The organism is Alteribacter keqinensis, assembly GCF_003710255.1.
Classification (GTDB): domain Bacteria; phylum Bacillota; class Bacilli; order Bacillales; family Salisediminibacteriaceae; genus Alteribacter; species Alteribacter keqinensis.
The window spans coordinates 497,618-513,437 of sequence record NZ_RHIB01000001.1; the positions used below are offsets into that span (position 1 = coordinate 497,618).

A 15,820-nucleotide genomic window follows, 5' to 3' on the forward strand; every position below is an offset into this window, starting at 1 on the left:
TATAACAATGTAAATATGTGACTGCAGAACGTTGGAAAATGTGAATAGGTTTTTCCACAGTCTTTCGATTATGGGAAAAAATGTCGAAAAGTATTTGTTCTTTTTTTATTTTTATTAATTTCTTGTGATATTCGACATTAAATCTTTCTAAACATTGAAATATAGCTCAGAATAAGGGTATTATGAAGGGTAGCGAAAATATGAGGTGTGCAGACACACAAATATGATATGGAGGGCTTTCATTGTTCAAGCGATTCGTACCTGATCAATACGTACCTTCGATTTTTGAGATTTCCGTGAGTGAATTGAAAGAACGAGGGATTAAGGGAATTATAACTGACCTGGATAATACGCTTGTCGAGTGGGACAGGCCTGATGCAACAGAAGAATTAATAGCATGGTTCAAAGATGTGAAAGCGCAGGGCATTGATATTGTAGTTGTCTCAAACAACACAGAAAAACGTGTCAGGCACTTTTCCGATCCCCACGAACTCACGTTTATTCATAGTGCAAAAAAACCAATGACCCGTGCGTTTAAAACGGCCTGTAACATTATGAATATTGAAAAACATGAAGCGGTTGTAGTTGGAGACCAGTTGCTTACAGACATACTGGGGGGGAACAGAGGAGGCTTTCATACGATCCTCGTGGTACCAGTTGCCCAGACAGATGGTGTAATTACCAGGTTTAACCGCCGTATGGAACGATTAGTATTTCAATGGATGAAACGAAAGGGGCTTATCGAGTGGGAGAAAGACAAGAAAACCAACCAGTAATCTGTGCAGGGTGCGGGGTGAAGATTCAAACAACCGATAAAAGGGAGTTGGGTTATACACCGCCCCAGGCGCTTGAGAAAGATGTTGTCATCTGTCAGAGGTGCTTCAGGCTTAAGCACTATAATGAAGTACAGGATGTATCACTGAACGATGATGACTTCTTAAGAATCCTTACAGAACTGGGATCGAAGGATGCGTTGATTGTTAAAGTAACAGACATTTTTGATTTCCACGGCAGCTGGCTGCCGGGACTTCACCGTTTTGTAAATAACAACCCGGTCCTGTTAGTGGGAAACAAATCAGACGTACTTCCAAAATCGATTAAGCACAGCAAAATTGTACAGTGGATGAAACATGCTGCAAAAGAAAATGGCCTAAAGCCAGTGGATGTCCACCTTATGAGCGCAGCAAAAGGGGACGGCGTTATGGAAACGGCTGACCTCATTGAGAAGTACCGTAAAGGCCGGGACGTGTATATTGTCGGATGTACAAATGTGGGGAAATCCACTTTTATCAACAGGTTAATAAAAGAGTTCGGAGGGGACGAGGAATTCCTGATTACAACTTCAAATGTTCCGGGAACCACACTGGACATGATTGACATTCCTCTTGATGACGGTTCCTCTCTTTATGATACACCGGGGATTATTAATCATCACCAGATGGCCCACCTTGTAGATAAAGAAGAACTTAAAATCATTACACCTCGTAAGGAAATTAAAACGAAGGTGTATCAGCTTAAGGAAGGTCAGACATTGTTCTTTGGCGGTCTTTCCCGTCTCGATTTTTTCAAAGGTGACCCGCAGTCATTTGTTGTACACATGTCCAACGAACTGAATATTCACCGGACAAAAACGGAAAAAGCAGATGAATTGTATAAAAATCACCTCGGTTCATTATTAACCCCTCCGGGAGAGGGAAGTACAGAGAATTTTCCCCCTCTTGAAAAGCATGAATTTAAACTTCCTTATGAGAAAACAGATATTGTATTCTCAGGCCTTGGATGGGTAACCGTTCACGGAAAAGGTACGATTGTCCGGGCCTATGTGCCAAAAGGCGTCCAAACAGGGACCCGCCCATCTTTTTAATGATTTTCAAGGAGTCGATACTATGAACTTAAGAATGGGTGTGTTTGGCCACCCTATCGGGCATTCCATGTCACCTGCCATGCACAATGCCGCTTTGGCTGAAGTTGGTCTCCAAGGCAGTTATGGGGCATATGACATTCACCCCGAGGATCTTGAAGAAGCTGTGAGGAGTCTTAGGGAAGACCAATTCAGGGGTGTAAACGTTACGCTGCCTCATAAAGTAAATGTAATGCCTTTTTTGGATGAAATTTCGAGTGACGCCAGGACAATTGGGGCAGTTAATACGATCGTTCAGGAAAATGGAAGGCTCATTGGATACAATACAGATGGTCAGGGCTATCTTGACTCTCTGCTGACAGAGTCCGGAGAAGAACTAAAGAATAAAAAGGTATTGATCATCGGTGCAGGGGGAGCTGCCCGGGCTGTTGCGGTTTCACTTTTAAAATACGGAGTTCAGGTTCTGGCGATCACGAACAGAACCATGAGCAAGGCAAAAGAAATTGCACGTATTTGTGAGCCTGTAGGTCCGGTATCTGTTTTACCTTCAACAATTGCACAGGCAAACCTTACAGGTTTTGATGTGATCATTAACACCACTTCCATAGGGATGGCACCGGATATTGACCGGATGCCTTTTTCCCTTGAAACATTAAAGCGCGATTCGATCGTTTCGGATCTTATATATACGCCATTGAAGACAAGATGGCTTCAAGTGGCGGAAAACAAAGGGGCCAAGACCATTAATGGTCTTGGGATGTTTATTAACCAGGGAGCTATTGCTTTTGAGTTATGGACAGGCAGGAAAGCTCCCCGTGAAAAAATGAAACAAACGGTATTAGACGCACTGAAAAAGCAGGAGGCACCAAAATGAAAACACTAACAGGAAAACAAAAACGATTTTTAAGGTCAAAAGCGCACCACTTAAAACCGATTTTTCAAGTCGGCAAAAGCGGAGTTAACGATAATTTAATCATCCAGGTATCTGAGGCACTGGAGGCCCGTGAGCTGATTAAAGTAAGTATCCTCCAAAACTGTGATGAAGATAAGAATGAGGTTGCAAAAGCGCTAGGCAAAGGTGCAAAAGCGCATGTCGTACAAGTAATTGGAAGTACGATTGTATTGTATAAAGAGTCTCAGAATCAAAAAACAATTGAACTTCCTTAGTACAACCCGGGAGTGATTGATATGGATAAAAGAATCGGTCTGATGGGAGGTACTTTTGATCCTCCTCATATCGGTCATGCTATACTTGCGGAAACGGCACGGATTTCGCTTAAGCTTGATGAAGTGTGGTGGCTGCCGAATCAGGTTCCCCCGCACAAAGAAAAGAAAAGTGTGACATCAGACGAAGAGCGGATTAACATGGTCGAAATGATCTGTGAAAAGCACGTCCCTTTTGTCTGCAACCTTATTGAATTCAAACGTAAAGGTCCTTCCTATACTGCAGATACGCTAAAGCTTCTGAAGGACCAGCATCCGACCCATGATTTTTACTTTATTATTGGCGGAGACAGCGTGGATGCTCTCCATACATGGAGGGATATTGAAACGATCGGGGAGCTTGTCACCTTTGCCTGGATGAAACGGCCGGGTTACCGGGGTGAGCCGCAAATTGATGTGCCGATGACTTTTATAGAAGGCCCCTCTCTTGACATATCATCTACAGCCATTAGGCAAGCTGTAAAAGCCGGGACGTTAAACTCATTTTTATTAACTGAAAATGTGGCATCATATATTAAGGAGAACAATTTATATGAATGAACAACGTGCATTTGAGGCTGTAAAAAAACAGCTCAAGCCGGCAAGGTATGAGCATACGTTAAGAGTTGTCGAAACGGCAGAGGAACTGGCGGGGAAATACCATGCCCGGTTGGAGAAAGTCCGTCTCGCAGCTATCTTGCATGATTATGCTAAATACCGCCCAGCAAGTGAAATGAAGGACGTCATCAGATCCGCGGACTGGCTTTCGGATGAGTGGTGCAGCTATGGTGAAGCCATTCTTCATGCTCCTGCCGGGGCAGCCCTTGTCCGTTCAGAGCTTGGCATAACAGACGAGGACGTCATTCGTGCGATTGTTTACCATACCACAGGGCGGGCAGGGATGACGCTGATTGAGAAAATAGTCTTTTTAGCAGACTATATTGAACCGGGCAGAAAATCTCCCGGTATCGAAAGTGTCCGGCAGGCGGCAGACGATTCGCTGGATAGAGGCTGTTTACTCGCCCTGGCCAATACGATTGGTTTTTTAACGAGTAAAAAACAGCCGGTCTTTCCGGACACTTTCCACGCTTATAACGAATTAGTAAAGCTGACAATGAGAGGATTGAAATCATAAATGAACGCAAAAGAATTATTGGATATAGTGGTTAATGCCGCAGACGATAAAAGGGCCGAGGACATTATTGCACTCGACATGGAGGGCGTTTCCCTCATGGCGGATTACTTTGTCATTTGTCATGGTAATTCCCCAAAGCAGGTTGAGGCGATCGCACATGAAGTGAAGGCCAAAGCTCAGGAAGCAGAGATAGATGTAAAAAGGCTTGAAGGAACGGATGAAGCGCGCTGGATCCTTATTGATCTTAATGATGTCATTGTCCACGTATTTCATAAAGAAGACCGCAATTACTACAACCTTGAAAAGCTTTGGGCTGATGCGAAGTACGTCAATATTGATGCTGTTTTAAAGCCTTAAGGCGGGAAAGGACAGGTTATGACTTACCAGCATTTTGCCTATATTTACGACCAGCTTATGTCTGATGCTCCCTACGATGAGTGGATGACTTTTGCGAAGGATAGAATTCCGGAAGGTTCAGCGATTCTCGATGTCGCTTGCGGTACGGCGACATTTACGCTCAAAATGGCTTCTGAGGGTTACAAGATGACAGGGGTGGATCTGTCAGAGGAAATGCTGTCTGTCGCAAAACAAAAAGCGGACGCTTCAGAGGAGAACATTACGTTTATTAAACAGAATATGCAGAAGCTGACGGGGTTTCACGAGATGGACGCCGTAACCGTTTTTTGTGATGGGATGAACTACCTTATGGATGAGGATGAAATCCGCTCAGCATTTTTATCGATCCATGAAGTACTGAAAGAAGATGGTATCCTTCTGTTTGATGTACATTCATCATATAAGATGGAATCAGCTTTTGATCATCAGGTGTATGCGGAAAACGACGATGACGCCTCGTATATCTGGTTTGCTTCCCCTGGTGAATATGAAAACAGTGTCATTCATGATCTGACGTTTTTTATAAAAAAACAGGATGGCTCATATGATCGAGTCGATGAATCCCATACACAGCGGACATTTGATTCATCTGTCTATGCTTCTCTTTTGGACGAATGCGGATTTGATATTGTTGAAATCTCATCCGAGTTTGGAAGCAAGGCTCCGATTCATCAGACTGACCGGATTTTTTTTCACGTAAAAAAAAGAAGGAAATAAGCGTTTGGTGTCGAATTAACAAAGGAGCAAAGGGTCATGAACCCTTTTGCTCCTTTTCCAGCTGTTTTTGTATAAAATACTTATCTTCATCAAACTTCTCATGAGTCTTTACGAATAATTTATGAAACATATCTCCCGTTTCTTCGTTTAATACCTTCAATCCTTCTCCTGTTACACCACCGGGAACAGTTACCCTTTTTTGTAATGTTGAAAGTGTGAATAATTTCTCCTGAAGCAGAGCCCCATACCCGATAAGCATATTCTCGGCAATATAGGTCGCTTCTTCTTTTGTAATGTTTGTTTCTGCAACTGCCGCTTCAATGAGCTTTTCTACTAAAAAGCTGATAAAAGCAGGACCGCAGCTTGCAATATCAGAAGATACCCGCGTAATGGACTCGTCGATCTCCAACGGGGATGAAAAGCAGGATAAAAACTCTCTTAATGATTTCTTCTGGTCTTCCTGTGAAGACGTTCCATAAGTGATCAGTGATGGTCCGCATCCTGCGCGGTTTACAATGCTTGGAATGAATCGCACCACTGTACGGCAGTTTACGATCCCTTCCAGCTGATCAAGAGAGAGAGGACTGGTTATTGAAATCAATGTTTTTTCAGGCGTGAGATATTCTTTATATTCATTCAAAATTGGTATCATCTGCAAAGGCTTGACGCATAAGAATATCCAGTCACACTTTTTTATCAGCAATGGTAAACTGGCTGAAACTGAGATGCCTTTATACTGTTCTGCGATGGCACAGGCTTTCTCAATCGTGCGATTATGAATGGTCAATTGAGTGGGTAACGCTGCTTTTGATTCCAAGATTGCTTCAATGAGAATGCGCCCCATGCTGCCGGTCCCGATAAACCCAATTTTCCTCAATCGAAGCCCCTCCTTTTCACACGTATTTTCCATTCATTGTATGACCCTTCAATGTTAATTATGAACATTACTTAGGAACGGCCAGGTGATAATATGACGGTTTTGCAAAAGTACAGACAATACCTTCCTTATGCGGTTGGAGGACTTGCCGTATTTATTTTTATTCTTTATCACGCTATTCCTCAGGAGTCACAGACAGCCCTGTCAGAAGATAAAGAGCTGGAGTTCACTTCTCCTGAGACAGAAGAAAATGAAATCGTAATCTCATCAGAAGTGTATGTAGATGTAAAAGGTGCTGTATTCAAACCGGGTGTATATATGCTGGAAGAAGGAATGCGGGTAAAGGATGCTTTGTTGAAAGCCGGGGGCGTGCGGCCGGAGGCGGATCAAAACCGTGTGAATCTTGCTTTAATGCTTCAGGATGAAATGGTCATTTACGTCCCGGAAGAAGGTGAGGAAGGACAGGGGGATTTTGGAGGTTCCGCATCTCAGGAAAGCGATCAGGTGAATCTTAATACAGCTGATCTAAGTGAGCTTGAATCTCTGCCGGGGATCGGACCTTCCAAAGCCCAGGCTATTATCGCCCACAGGGAAGATCATGGTTCGTTTCAAAACATAGAAGATCTTACCAATGTAACAGGAATTGGAGAAAAGACGCTTGAAAATCTGAAACCTTATCTCAGAGTAAATTAGAAAGTAAAAACTTGAAAAGAACCGCATGCATGTTCAATAGTTTAAAAAGGCGATTGACGCATACGGGAGCTCTTGTCTACACTTAATAAAGAATTAATCATCATGTAATTTAGGAGGGACTCACGATGGATAGGATATCCTGGCATCAATATTTCATGGCTCAAAGCCATTTACTTGCCCTCAGGTCTACTTGCACCCGTCTTATGGTTGGAGCAACAATCGTCCGGGACAAGCGGATTATTGCAGGGGGTTACAACGGCTCTATATCCGGAGGAAAGCACTGTGCTGATGAAGGCTGTTACGTTATCGATAATCACTGTGTGCGCACGATACATGCAGAAATGAACGCTTTACTTCAATGTTCCAAATTCGGCGTTCCAACTTCCGGAGCCGAGATTTACGTGACCCATTTTCCTTGCCTGAACTGCTGTAAAGCGATCATACAGGCTGGAATTGTAAAAGTATACTATGCAAAAGCATATAAGAACCACCCGTATGCCGAAGAACTTTTTGAGCAGGCAGGGGTAATTGTTGAACAGGTGGAACTGGAAGAAATGATTCTTGATACTCAGAATCACGAAAAGCTCGCCTTTACTGCAGACTTACTCGGCATGCTCGAGTCCTCAGGCTTGGAAGAAGAAAAAATAAAGGAATTAAGAGAGAAAGCAAACGAACTGTACACTTCCTCAAGCTGATACCTCTACTGCCTCCGGTCCGGCCGGAGGCACTTTTTATCCCCTTAAAGCTACTTATATGAAAGCAGGTTCCCCAATGACAAATAAAAGTTATCTCTATGCTTTTTCGGTCTTAACGGCCGTTCTGTGGTCTCTAGAAGGAGCGGGCTTCTGGACGGTTACACAGACTGGTTTTTTCACGCTGCTTCTATATCTTCATAAAGTAACCCTTAAAAGGGCGTTCATTTTCGTTTTCGTTATGGTATGCGTGTTTTTATGGTGTGAGATTACTGCTTCTCCTGTGTCATCATTAAACGGCAACAGTGAGGTGCTGGAAGGAAAAGTGGTGACCGATCCTGTTCTGATAAGGGATCAGTACCGTTTTCAATTGAAAACGATCTCGGGGGAAAGGGTGATGGTCTATGTGGAGACACCTGTACCGGGTCTTCATCATGGTAGCGCCTGTGCAATGAAAGGAACGTATAAAAAGCCTGGTCCGGTTTATCACACCTATGGATTTGATTACGCTCTTTATTTAGAAAGACAGGGTGTTTTCTGGACATTTTATACAGACACTTCCGATCAAATCGTATGTGAAGCAAGAACAAGTGTTAAACAGAGCCTGCTTCACTACCGAAATAAAGGGATAGAAGGGATAAGGGAGTTGGGGGTGAAGAAGGGGGACCCTCATACAGCAGCCGTAATGCAGGCTCTCGTGTTCGGTGAGCGTGGAGACCTGCCGGAAGATCACCGTGCTGCCTATCAGGTGATCGGAGTGAGCCACCTACTTGCTGTATCCGGTCTTCATGTGGGCCTTGTCGTTTTAATGATACTCTTCCTTTTGAAGCGCTCAGGCTTCACGAAGGAGACTGCGACAAACACTGTATTTATCCTGTTGCCTGTCTATATTATTATTGCAGGAGGAGCCCCTTCGGTAGTCAGGGCTTCGCTTATGGTCATGTTTGCAATTGCCGCCTTAAAGATGTCCGGAAAGGTGAAGCCTTCAGACAGTATCGTCGGTGTGTTTATCGTTCTTCTCTTGTTTGACCCCTCGTACATTTACCAACTGGGTTTTCAGTTATCTTTTCTTACAAGTTTTGTTTTGATAACTTCAGGAAAAATTCTTGAACAGGGAGAGACGGGAATCTCGATCCTGTTTCGTGTGACTCTCCTTGCCCAGGTGGTATCTCTTCCGATTATCCTCAATCAATTTTACCAATTTTCCCTGTTGAGCCTTCCGTTTAACCTCCTGTTCATTCCATTCATATCCATTTTTGTTTTACCTGTTTCTATTGCTGCTGTACTCTTTTTGCCAGTATTTCCTTTATTGTCTGAACTGTTGTTTAATGTTATTTCTAATCCTCTGGGGTGGCTTCATAATCTTATGTTCTTTCTAAATGATCTTACCCTTTTCCGCTTACATACCGGCAAGATTTCTTCTGAATTTATGGCGGTTCTGATGGCCGTTACTGTGCTTCTCTTTCGAGCGTGGGAAAGACGGGCTTTAATTCAGCTTATTTTTCTCACATTGTGTTTTTGCGGGCTGATAGGGTTTAAAATGCTGGCTCCTTATTATACTAAATACGGGACTGTGACGATGCTTGATGTGGGACAGGGAGATGCAATCCTTATTGAACTCCCAAGAAGAGAGAAGGTGTATTTAATTGATACTGGAGGGGTTGTTACGTGGGGAGATGAGAAGGAATTTCAGGGGCCGGGTCAAAGGGTCATTCTTCCCCACCTTGCTGCAAAAGGGATTACACAAATCGATAAGCTGATCCTTACACACGGTCATACCGACCATATTGGGGAAACGTGTGTTCTTTCCCATAACATTAAGATAAATCGGGTGCTGTATCCTTCCGGTGAAATGCTCTCGGATTTGGAAAAGGAAGTGCAAGCCTGTCTTCATTATAAAGGGATTCCCATTGTTGAAGCGAAAGAGGGGGTGTGGTGGGAGGCTGGGGAAAATCGCTTTAGGGTGATTTCTCCTTCAGGCTCAGAAGCATCAGAAAATAATCGTTCCATTGTCCTGCTGGCACGAATGGGTAAGGAGGATTGGTTATTTACAGGAGATATTGAAGAAGAAGCGGAGAGTCGGATAGTAAGAGACTATCCGGGCCTTAAAGCGGATGTCCTTAAAGTGCCTCACCATGGAAGCTCGAGCTCGTCAACTTCTGAATTTGTGGAGCTGGTCAACCCGGCAATCGGGATAATTCCGGTAGGACGAAACAACAGATTTCAACACCCTGGCAGTGAAGTAGTTGAACGCTTCAGGGAGATGGGGACTGACATCTACCGTACGGACATTCACGGGGATGTTACCATCAGGTTTCACCAGTCAGGCGGTGGGGTTGAAGTGATCACCGTTGTTACTGAATGAAAGAAATGCAGTTGACGCAAAGGTCATTGCTTTTTGCAAACTAAAGCCGGCATGCCCCTATGACATCTGGGGCATGCCGGCTGCTATATTTTATCGAAAATTAAACGTTGTTTCGTATGAATTGTTGCTCTTCGTACTTCCTTGAGAGTACAGAAAAAAAAGCTGAAGACTACGTGCTCTTCGCTTTCAATAGCGGTGCCGGCAAGCCTTGAAATAAGTTACCCCTGCTTTTTCCTCTGCCAGCAGCGCTACACAGCTTTCTGTGTCGATGCAACTCGAAGCTGGTTCCTGATGCATACGCTCGTCACTGCCACAGTACTTCAGCTTCATTTCCTTCTTCAGCAAAAGCAACATTTTTGAAAAACAGACATTAATGCTAATTTATTCCTGCCATGACGTATGAAAATAAACATGGGGGTTTTTAACAAGGTTATCTTTATCCTCATGTTCTCAACGCATTAGGCGGAGCTGAACGGAATACGCGAGACAGGCGAGACCCCGCAAGGGCAAAGCCCTGAGGAGGCTCGGATCAAGTCCGTGGAAAGGGAGGGTATTTTGTTTAACGAAACTAAATTTCAATTCTTTTTAAAGGTAGCTAAATAAAAACACAACGCTTTAAAGGCGTTGTGCGCAGGTTGTTTATATGTAGTTCTTACCAGATCAGGTCAATCGCCTGGGCAATGACGAAAATGATCGCAAAAAATAAAAAGGACACGACAAATGCGACACCGCTGTCAATCGCATCATTTCGTTTTGTTTGCACATTCTTTTCAAACTCATTCATCTGAATCCCTCCCGTTTCAAGTCTTAGTATACGTTACCAGGTTGAAAAAATCCAGAAAAAAATCCGGAAAAAAGCGTATTCATAAGTGGTACTTTCCTAATTTATTGTAAAGAGTTGTCACCTATATCACCATCAAGCATAGGATATCATAATTAACACGGAAATGAAAAGGGATTATCGTCACTGTTCTTCATCCGCGGGGAAGCGTAGTGGCGTTTATCATAAATGAGGCTGTCTGGCGGGTAGTTGCTACCTGCTCAGGGAGCCTCTCTTCAATGTTTTCTCGTCTTACCGGGTATGGTAAAATGGAGCGTATGAGTATGAGAGGGGCGGTAAATGTGTCGTATTTTGACATGATGAAGCATATAAAACGCGAGGAGCTGAGTGGTCTTTACTTGTTGTATGGAAGTGAATCCTTCATGGTCTCTGACACACTGCAGAAGCTTACCGGATCAGCTTTAAGTGAAGAAGAGATTGAATTTAACCTCTCACAGTTTGATATGAAGGATACTCCTGTGGAGCTTGCTATTGAAGAAGCGTATACGTTTCCTTTTATGGGTTCAAAGCGCGTGGTTATCTTAAAAGAAGCCTATTTTTTTACCGGTATGAAAGTTACGGCAAAAGCAGAGCACGACTTGAAGAAGCTTGAAGCCTACATACAAAATCCTGCACCTGAAACGGTGTTTATCGCAGTTGTACCTTCGGAAAAACTTGATGAACGCAAAAAAATAACAAAGCTCTTTAAAAAGCACGGAAGAGTGATGGAAGGCAAGCCTTTTGAGGAAAAGGAACTTTTCTCCTGGCTGGATGAAAAAGCAAAAGAGCAAAATGTCACGATTGACCGTGAAGCAAAAGGGCAGTTGCTCATGCTCACTGCTTCCAACCTGATGCTGATCAGTTCTGAGCTGAGAAAGATGGCCATTTATACAGGGGAAGGAAATACGATTACAAAAGAAGTTGTGGATGAACTTGTTGCACGATCACTTGAGCAGAACATCTTCTCTCTTGTGGACGGGGTAGTGAAGCAGAACCTTGACGGGGCTTGGAGGATCTTTGATGATTTGCTTAAGCAGAAGGAAGAACCGATCAAAATTTTGAGTCTGCTTGCAAGACAGTTCCGGATTCTTTACCAAGTGAAGCAGTTATCCGAGCAAGGGTATTCCCAAAAACAGATGGCTTCACAGCTTAAACTTCATCCGTATGCGGTCAAACTCGCTGCGGGTCAGGCACAGCGTTTTGAAGACAGGCACCTCCTTACAATCCTTGATCAGCTTGCGGAGACAGATTTTAAAATTAAAACAGGGCAGCTGGATAAAAAACTTGCTGTGGAATTGTTTTTGGCAAAACAAAAGCAGCCGGCATACTAAAAAACCCGGAGGAAATCCTCCGGGTTTTTTAGTGGAAAATAAAATGGCATCCTGCAGGTGTGAGGGTGCCAGATTATCGTTTCAGTTCCATTATTACGCTTGTACACCGTTAAGTTGTCTTTGCAGACGGGACTTTTGACGGTTAGCTGCATTTTTATGGATAAGACCTTTATCAGAAGCTTTATCTAACTTTTTGGTTGCCACCAAGAATGATTTTTTTGCAGCTTCTACATCTTTAGCTTCAACTTGTTTTTCAAATGATTTCACAGATGTACGTAGATCAGATTTGAATGCAGCGTTTTGCGCACGACGCTTTTCGTTCGTTTTACCGCGCTTAATAGCAGATTTAATATTTGCCATGCCTTTCACCTCCTTGATGCAACCGTATCACGTTTTTAATCGTTTTCGGTTTGTGTGCAACACTAAGGATTGTACCAAATGGTTTTTTAAAAATCAACATAAGAATGAAAGGAAGACAGATTGTTTATGCTAAACATATCCAAATTTGTGAGTAGAGGTGACTGACATGAAAGAACAAGAACTTGACTTAAGCCAATATACAGTAAGAACGGACCTTGCAGTGGAGGCTCACGAAATCGTCCGTGAAGAAGAGCAGGGTGGTCAGCCTGACCAGGAAAGCCAGCAGCAAATCGAAGGGGTCATTATTAAAGAGCGTGAGGAACAAGGAATTTCTATTACCCGTGTAGACATCGATGAGTCCGGTGCTGAACGCATGGGGAAAAAACCAGGAAAATACTTAACTCTTCAGGTCCAGGGCATCCGTGCAAAAGACAGTGAGCTCCAGGATAAGGTGGAGGAAGTTTTCGCACAGGAATTCAGTCATTTCCTTGAGGAACTTGGTATTGACAGAGACGCGAGCTGTCTCGTTGTGGGGCTGGGTAACTGGAATGTGACTCCTGATGCCCTCGGACCTCTTGTTGTTGAGAATTTGTTGATCACAAAGCATTTATTCGAACTTCAGCCTGAGCAGGTCGAGGATGGTTTCAGACCCGTAAGTGCGATCACTCCAGGGGTTATGGGGTTAACGGGAATTGAAACAAGTGACATCATTTACGGAGTCATTGAAAAATCAAAGCCTGATTTTGTAATCGCGGTGGACGCTCTTGCTTCGAGGTCGATCGAACGTGTGAATACGACGATTCAAATTTCTGATTCAGGGATTCACCCGGGATCGGGTGTAGGAAATAAGCGAAAAGCCATCTCAAAGGAAGCTCTCGGAATCCCCGTCATCGCCGTTGGTATTCCTACTGTTGTGGATGCTGTTTCCATTACAAGTGACACCATTGATTATGTATTGAAGCACTTTGGACGTGAAGTCAGGGAAAAAGACGACCCGAAGCGTTCTCTCGCTCCGGCAGGAATGTCTTTTGGTGAGAAGCGTGTCCTTACAGATGACGATCTTCCCGGTGAACAAGAACGCCAGCAGTATATGGGCATCGTAGGAACGCTTGAAGAGCACGAAAAGCGTAAACTGATCCAGGAAGTACTCGCTCCTCTCGGCCACAACCTGATGGTCACACCAAAGGAAGTAGACGAGTTTATCGAAGACATGGGTAACGTTCTTGCTTTAGGGTTGAACGCAGCCCTTCACGGGGGAGTTAACCAGGGCAACGTTGGCGCATATACGAAGTAATAGAGGCTTTGCGAAAAAGAGGATCTCAAGCGGTTATCGAGGCTGCCCCAAAAGGTTAAAACCGACCTTTTGGGGCAGCCTCTTTTTGTGCTGGTTCTACTTGGAGCCTGTCCTGCATACGTTAGGGTAAGAGCTCGGACAGGAAAGGGTGGTTTCATTGAGAAAACGTCCATACAGACGGCCGAACTCAGCGTCGTGGAATCGGACAAGCACATTAAGACAGTATTTTTTCACCTCGGTTACCGGGGTTTTATCCATTTTTATTGTAACAGCCATTATCACTGCATTCGGGCCGGGATACAGCCTGACCTCAGCATCGTTAAAAGGGTTCAGTGAACACCTTTCAGACGAAGTACTTATTCATTTGATGGGAACGGAAAACACGTACTTTACCCAGGAACTACCGGAAGAGAGTAAGCCGCCGCAGGTAACATCGATTGTTTTTGAACTTGCGACAAGTATTGATCCGAATGACCCGAGAAGCCTTCTGGGAAGAGAGCTTCCGGGGATTAATTTCTTTGGGGGTGATATCCTTGTAGCCGGGCAGGGATCGGACTTTACGAACCTTCCGATGGAATCATCGCCTCCTCCGGAAGTGATAGCCAAGGAGCGGGAAGCTGCCACAGAGCGTCTGGAAGAAATGGATCAGATGCGTGAAGCCATTGCCGAACTTACAGCTGGCAATGAACCGCCTAAGACGGTTCATATTATGCATTCCCACAACCGTGAATCGTTTCTGCCGGAACTGAAGGGAGAAGACAACGCCAATGGCGCGTTTCACGACAGTGTAAATATTACTCTTGCAGGTGAAAGGCTGGGTCAGGAACTGGCGAAACGGGGGATTGGATCGGAAGTTGATACTTCAGACGTTTACACGAAGCTTGGAGATAGAGGCTGGCAGTACAGCAGGTCTTATGATATGTCCCGTGAAATACTGGAGAGCGCTATGGCAGAAAATGAAGAACTTGAATTCTTCTTTGATCTTCATCGTGACAGTATGCCAAGAGATGTTACTACCGTTAAGATCAACGGAATTGAATACGCAAAAACCGTTTTTGTTGTCGGTACAAAGCATAATAATTATGAGAAGAACCGGGACCTTGCCGAAAAGCTGCACGCAAAATTGGAAGAGGCGTTTCCAGGTTTAAGCCGGGGGGTTTATTCACCACTGTCAGTGGGGACGAATGGAATTTACAATCAGGATCTTTCTGAGAATGCGCTTGTCGTTGAATTTGGCGGAGTGGATAATTCACTTGATGAAGTGTACCGCTCAGTTGAAGCATTTGCTGAGATTTTCGCAGAGTATTTTTTTGAGCAGGATGGGACAGAAGAAGAATAATTGCGTTTATCAATTAGTTGAGGAGGAGAAAAGGAATGGGACCGTTTTTACTTAGGTGCTTTTTTATCACCACCGTATTTTTTGGAGGGTTTGTTTTCGGAATCGTTTACGTGAATCATTTAAGCGGATCATTCGGGACCCTGGAGCCCTCTTCTCTTCAGCTTTCTGCAGCAGAAGAACCTCAGCTGGTTCAGATAGAGGACGGCGATCATCTCGTCATCTATGAAGAAGGTGACGAAGGGATAAAAGAAGAGCTGGTAACAACTGCGGATGTCTACCGGGAACTGGCTGAAAAGCAGAGCGGATCAAAAGAGAGAGGATCAGTCAACCTGTTCTCAGAAGTAGGTCTCAGACTTGCGGATACATTTGAGGCTATTTTCAAAGGAATATATGGCGGGTTAGGATAGGGGAACGCTGCTTATGGCAGCGTTTTTTGCTGATCAAAAAGGAATGATCCCGATGAAATGATCAAAAACCCCGATTAACAGCTCCTCGCGGGCAATCCTCCCAATTGACAGACCACTCAGTATAAAAAAATCTTTCCTTCTGGACAAACCAGACACCTCTTTAAATTGTACACGCATATAATACAGGGGATTGTCTGGATTGAATTTATGTTTGTGACTGCTGTTCTTTATTGCTATAATAAACGTTAGTCTGATTATAGTATGGATAAATGTGGCTTTATACAGCTCATATCATGAATAAAACAGGAATACGAACAAGTGACAAGCCAT

The 15,820-nt window shown here is 43.9% G+C and carries 18 protein-coding genes; 15 read left to right on the plus strand and 3 right to left on the minus strand.

Annotated features, from left to right (window positions below):
* Positions 1-242: 242 nt before the first annotated feature.
* Genes EBO34_RS02390 through EBO34_RS02425 form a run of 8 tightly spaced genes read left to right on the plus strand, consistent with a single transcriptional unit; the run spans position 243 to position 5,312 of the window.
* Positions 243-776 (plus strand): YqeG family HAD IIIA-type phosphatase, encoded by a 534-nt coding sequence (locus tag EBO34_RS02390; protein WP_122896358.1) that lies wholly within the window; start codon positions 243-245, stop codon positions 774-776.
* The gene (gene yqeH / locus EBO34_RS02395) at positions 719-1,864 is read left to right on the plus strand and encodes a ribosome biogenesis GTPase YqeH (RefSeq protein ID WP_122896359.1); all 1,146 of its coding nucleotides are present in this window, start codon (positions 719-721) and stop codon (positions 1,862-1,864) included. The genes EBO34_RS02390 and yqeH overlap by 58 nt, the downstream gene beginning before the upstream one ends.
* A gap of 22 nt (positions 1,865-1,886) precedes the next feature.
* A complete protein-coding gene (aroE, locus tag EBO34_RS02400) occupies positions 1,887-2,735 on the plus strand; it encodes a shikimate dehydrogenase (protein WP_122896360.1) in 849 nt (282 codons plus the stop codon).
* Entirely contained in the window at positions 2,732-3,028 is a 297-nt protein-coding gene (yhbY, locus tag EBO34_RS02405; RefSeq protein WP_122896361.1) for a ribosome assembly RNA-binding protein YhbY, read from the plus strand. The genes aroE and yhbY overlap by 4 nt, the downstream gene beginning before the upstream one ends.
* 21 nt (positions 3,029-3,049) lie before the next feature.
* Positions 3,050-3,625 carry a nicotinate-nucleotide adenylyltransferase gene (locus EBO34_RS02410; protein WP_122896362.1) on the plus strand — a complete coding sequence of 192 codons (576 nt, stop codon included), beginning with the start codon at positions 3,050-3,052 and terminating at the stop codon, positions 3,623-3,625.
* Positions 3,618-4,199: a bis(5'-nucleosyl)-tetraphosphatase (symmetrical) YqeK gene (gene yqeK / locus EBO34_RS02415; RefSeq protein WP_122896363.1), complete on the plus strand. Its 582-nt coding sequence runs from the start codon at positions 3,618-3,620 to the stop codon at positions 4,197-4,199. The genes EBO34_RS02410 and yqeK overlap by 8 nt, the downstream gene beginning before the upstream one ends.
* Entirely contained in the window at positions 4,200-4,556 is a 357-nt protein-coding gene (gene rsfS, locus EBO34_RS02420) for a ribosome silencing factor (RefSeq protein WP_122896364.1), read from the plus strand.
* Positions 4,557-4,574: 18 nt separating this feature from the next.
* A complete protein-coding gene (locus EBO34_RS02425; protein WP_122896365.1) occupies positions 4,575-5,312 on the plus strand; it encodes a class I SAM-dependent DNA methyltransferase in 738 nt (245 codons plus the stop codon).
* 34 nt (positions 5,313-5,346) lie between these two features.
* Here EBO34_RS02425 and comER read toward each other — a convergent pair whose 3' ends face one another.
* Complete coding sequence (comER, locus tag EBO34_RS02430; RefSeq protein WP_122896366.1) at positions 5,347-6,222, minus strand: late competence protein ComER; 876 nt, start codon at positions 6,220-6,222, stop codon at positions 5,347-5,349.
* Positions 6,223-6,282: 60 nt separating this feature from the next.
* Between comER and EBO34_RS02435 the strand changes: the two genes are divergently transcribed.
* The 3 genes from EBO34_RS02435 (at position 6,283) to EBO34_RS02445 (ending at position 9,939) form a co-directional block, all read left to right on the plus strand.
* Positions 6,283-6,882: a helix-hairpin-helix domain-containing protein gene (locus EBO34_RS02435; RefSeq protein ID WP_122896367.1), complete on the plus strand. Its 600-nt coding sequence runs from the start codon at positions 6,283-6,285 to the stop codon at positions 6,880-6,882.
* A gap of 125 nt (positions 6,883-7,007) precedes the next feature.
* The gene (locus EBO34_RS02440; RefSeq protein ID WP_122896368.1) at positions 7,008-7,577 is read left to right on the plus strand and encodes a ComE operon protein 2; all 570 of its coding nucleotides are present in this window, start codon (positions 7,008-7,010) and stop codon (positions 7,575-7,577) included.
* A gap of 76 nt (positions 7,578-7,653) precedes the next feature.
* Positions 7,654-9,939 (plus strand): DNA internalization-related competence protein ComEC/Rec2, encoded by a 2,286-nt coding sequence (locus EBO34_RS02445; RefSeq protein ID WP_183163679.1) that lies wholly within the window; start codon positions 7,654-7,656, stop codon positions 9,937-9,939.
* A gap of 652 nt (positions 9,940-10,591) precedes the next feature.
* On the opposite strand, the gene EBO34_RS02450 is transcribed toward EBO34_RS02445, so the two are convergent.
* Positions 10,592-10,723 carry a YqzM family protein gene (locus tag EBO34_RS02450; protein WP_026689178.1) on the minus strand — a complete coding sequence of 44 codons (132 nt, stop codon included), beginning with the start codon at positions 10,721-10,723 and terminating at the stop codon, positions 10,592-10,594.
* A 275-nt stretch (positions 10,724-10,998) separates the two neighbouring features.
* On the opposite strand from EBO34_RS02450, the gene holA reads away from it, so the two are divergent.
* On the plus strand, positions 10,999-12,090 hold the full coding sequence (holA, locus tag EBO34_RS02455; protein WP_249413979.1) for a DNA polymerase III subunit delta: 1,092 nt from the start codon (positions 10,999-11,001) through the stop codon (positions 12,088-12,090).
* A 93-nt stretch (positions 12,091-12,183) separates the two neighbouring features.
* Here holA and rpsT read toward each other — a convergent pair whose 3' ends face one another.
* Entirely contained in the window at positions 12,184-12,450 is a 267-nt protein-coding gene (rpsT, locus tag EBO34_RS02460; RefSeq protein ID WP_026689180.1) for a 30S ribosomal protein S20, read from the minus strand.
* Positions 12,451-12,616: 166 nt separating this feature from the next.
* Between rpsT and gpr the strand changes: the two genes are divergently transcribed.
* The 3 genes from gpr (at position 12,617) to EBO34_RS02475 (ending at position 15,490) form a co-directional block, all read left to right on the plus strand.
* A complete protein-coding gene (gpr, locus tag EBO34_RS02465; protein WP_122896370.1) occupies positions 12,617-13,744 on the plus strand; it encodes a GPR endopeptidase in 1,128 nt (375 codons plus the stop codon).
* Positions 13,745-13,901: 157 nt separating this feature from the next.
* The gene (gene spoIIP / locus EBO34_RS02470) at positions 13,902-15,083 is read left to right on the plus strand and encodes a stage II sporulation protein P (protein WP_122896371.1); all 1,182 of its coding nucleotides are present in this window, start codon (positions 13,902-13,904) and stop codon (positions 15,081-15,083) included.
* Positions 15,084-15,118: 35 nt separating this feature from the next.
* Positions 15,119-15,490 carry a hypothetical protein gene (locus EBO34_RS02475; protein ID WP_122896372.1) on the plus strand — a complete coding sequence of 124 codons (372 nt, stop codon included), beginning with the start codon at positions 15,119-15,121 and terminating at the stop codon, positions 15,488-15,490.
* The last annotated feature ends 330 nt before the right edge of the window (positions 15,491-15,820 follow it).

What these genes read in the sequence shown, in the direction of transcription:
- yqeH (WP_122896359.1), top strand. Translation starts at nt 719, where the DNA reads ATGGATGAAACGAAAGGGGCTTATCGAGTGGGAGAAAGACAAGAAAAC.
- aroE (WP_122896360.1), top strand. Translation starts at nt 1,887, where the DNA reads ATGAACTTAAGAATGGGTGTGTTTGGCCACCCTATCGGGCATTCCATG.
- yhbY (WP_122896361.1), top strand. Translation starts at nt 2,732, where the DNA reads ATGAAAACACTAACAGGAAAACAAAAACGATTTTTAAGGTCAAAAGCG.
- EBO34_RS02410 (WP_122896362.1), top strand. Translation starts at nt 3,050, where the DNA reads ATGGATAAAAGAATCGGTCTGATGGGAGGTACTTTTGATCCTCCTCAT.
- yqeK (WP_122896363.1), top strand. Translation starts at nt 3,618, where the DNA reads ATGAATGAACAACGTGCATTTGAGGCTGTAAAAAAACAGCTCAAGCCG.
- rsfS (WP_122896364.1), top strand. Translation starts at nt 4,200, where the DNA reads ATGAACGCAAAAGAATTATTGGATATAGTGGTTAATGCCGCAGACGAT.
- EBO34_RS02425 (WP_122896365.1), top strand. Translation starts at nt 4,575, where the DNA reads ATGACTTACCAGCATTTTGCCTATATTTACGACCAGCTTATGTCTGAT.
- comER (WP_122896366.1), bottom strand. Translation starts at nt 6,222, where the DNA reads ATGGAAAATACGTGTGAAAAGGAGGGGCTTCGATTGAGGAAAATTGGG.
- EBO34_RS02435 (WP_122896367.1), top strand. Translation starts at nt 6,283, where the DNA reads ATGACGGTTTTGCAAAAGTACAGACAATACCTTCCTTATGCGGTTGGA.
- EBO34_RS02440 (WP_122896368.1), top strand. Translation starts at nt 7,008, where the DNA reads ATGGATAGGATATCCTGGCATCAATATTTCATGGCTCAAAGCCATTTA.
- EBO34_RS02445 (WP_183163679.1), top strand. Translation starts at nt 7,654, where the DNA reads ATGACAAATAAAAGTTATCTCTATGCTTTTTCGGTCTTAACGGCCGTT.
- EBO34_RS02450 (WP_026689178.1), bottom strand. Translation starts at nt 10,723, where the DNA reads ATGAATGAGTTTGAAAAGAATGTGCAAACAAAACGAAATGATGCGATT.
- holA (WP_249413979.1), top strand. Translation starts at nt 10,999, where the DNA reads ATGTTTTCTCGTCTTACCGGGTATGGTAAAATGGAGCGTATGAGTATG.
- rpsT (WP_026689180.1), bottom strand. Translation starts at nt 12,450, where the DNA reads ATGGCAAATATTAAATCTGCTATTAAGCGCGGTAAAACGAACGAAAAG.
- gpr (WP_122896370.1), top strand. Translation starts at nt 12,617, where the DNA reads ATGAAAGAACAAGAACTTGACTTAAGCCAATATACAGTAAGAACGGAC.
- EBO34_RS02475 (WP_122896372.1), top strand. Translation starts at nt 15,119, where the DNA reads ATGGGACCGTTTTTACTTAGGTGCTTTTTTATCACCACCGTATTTTTT.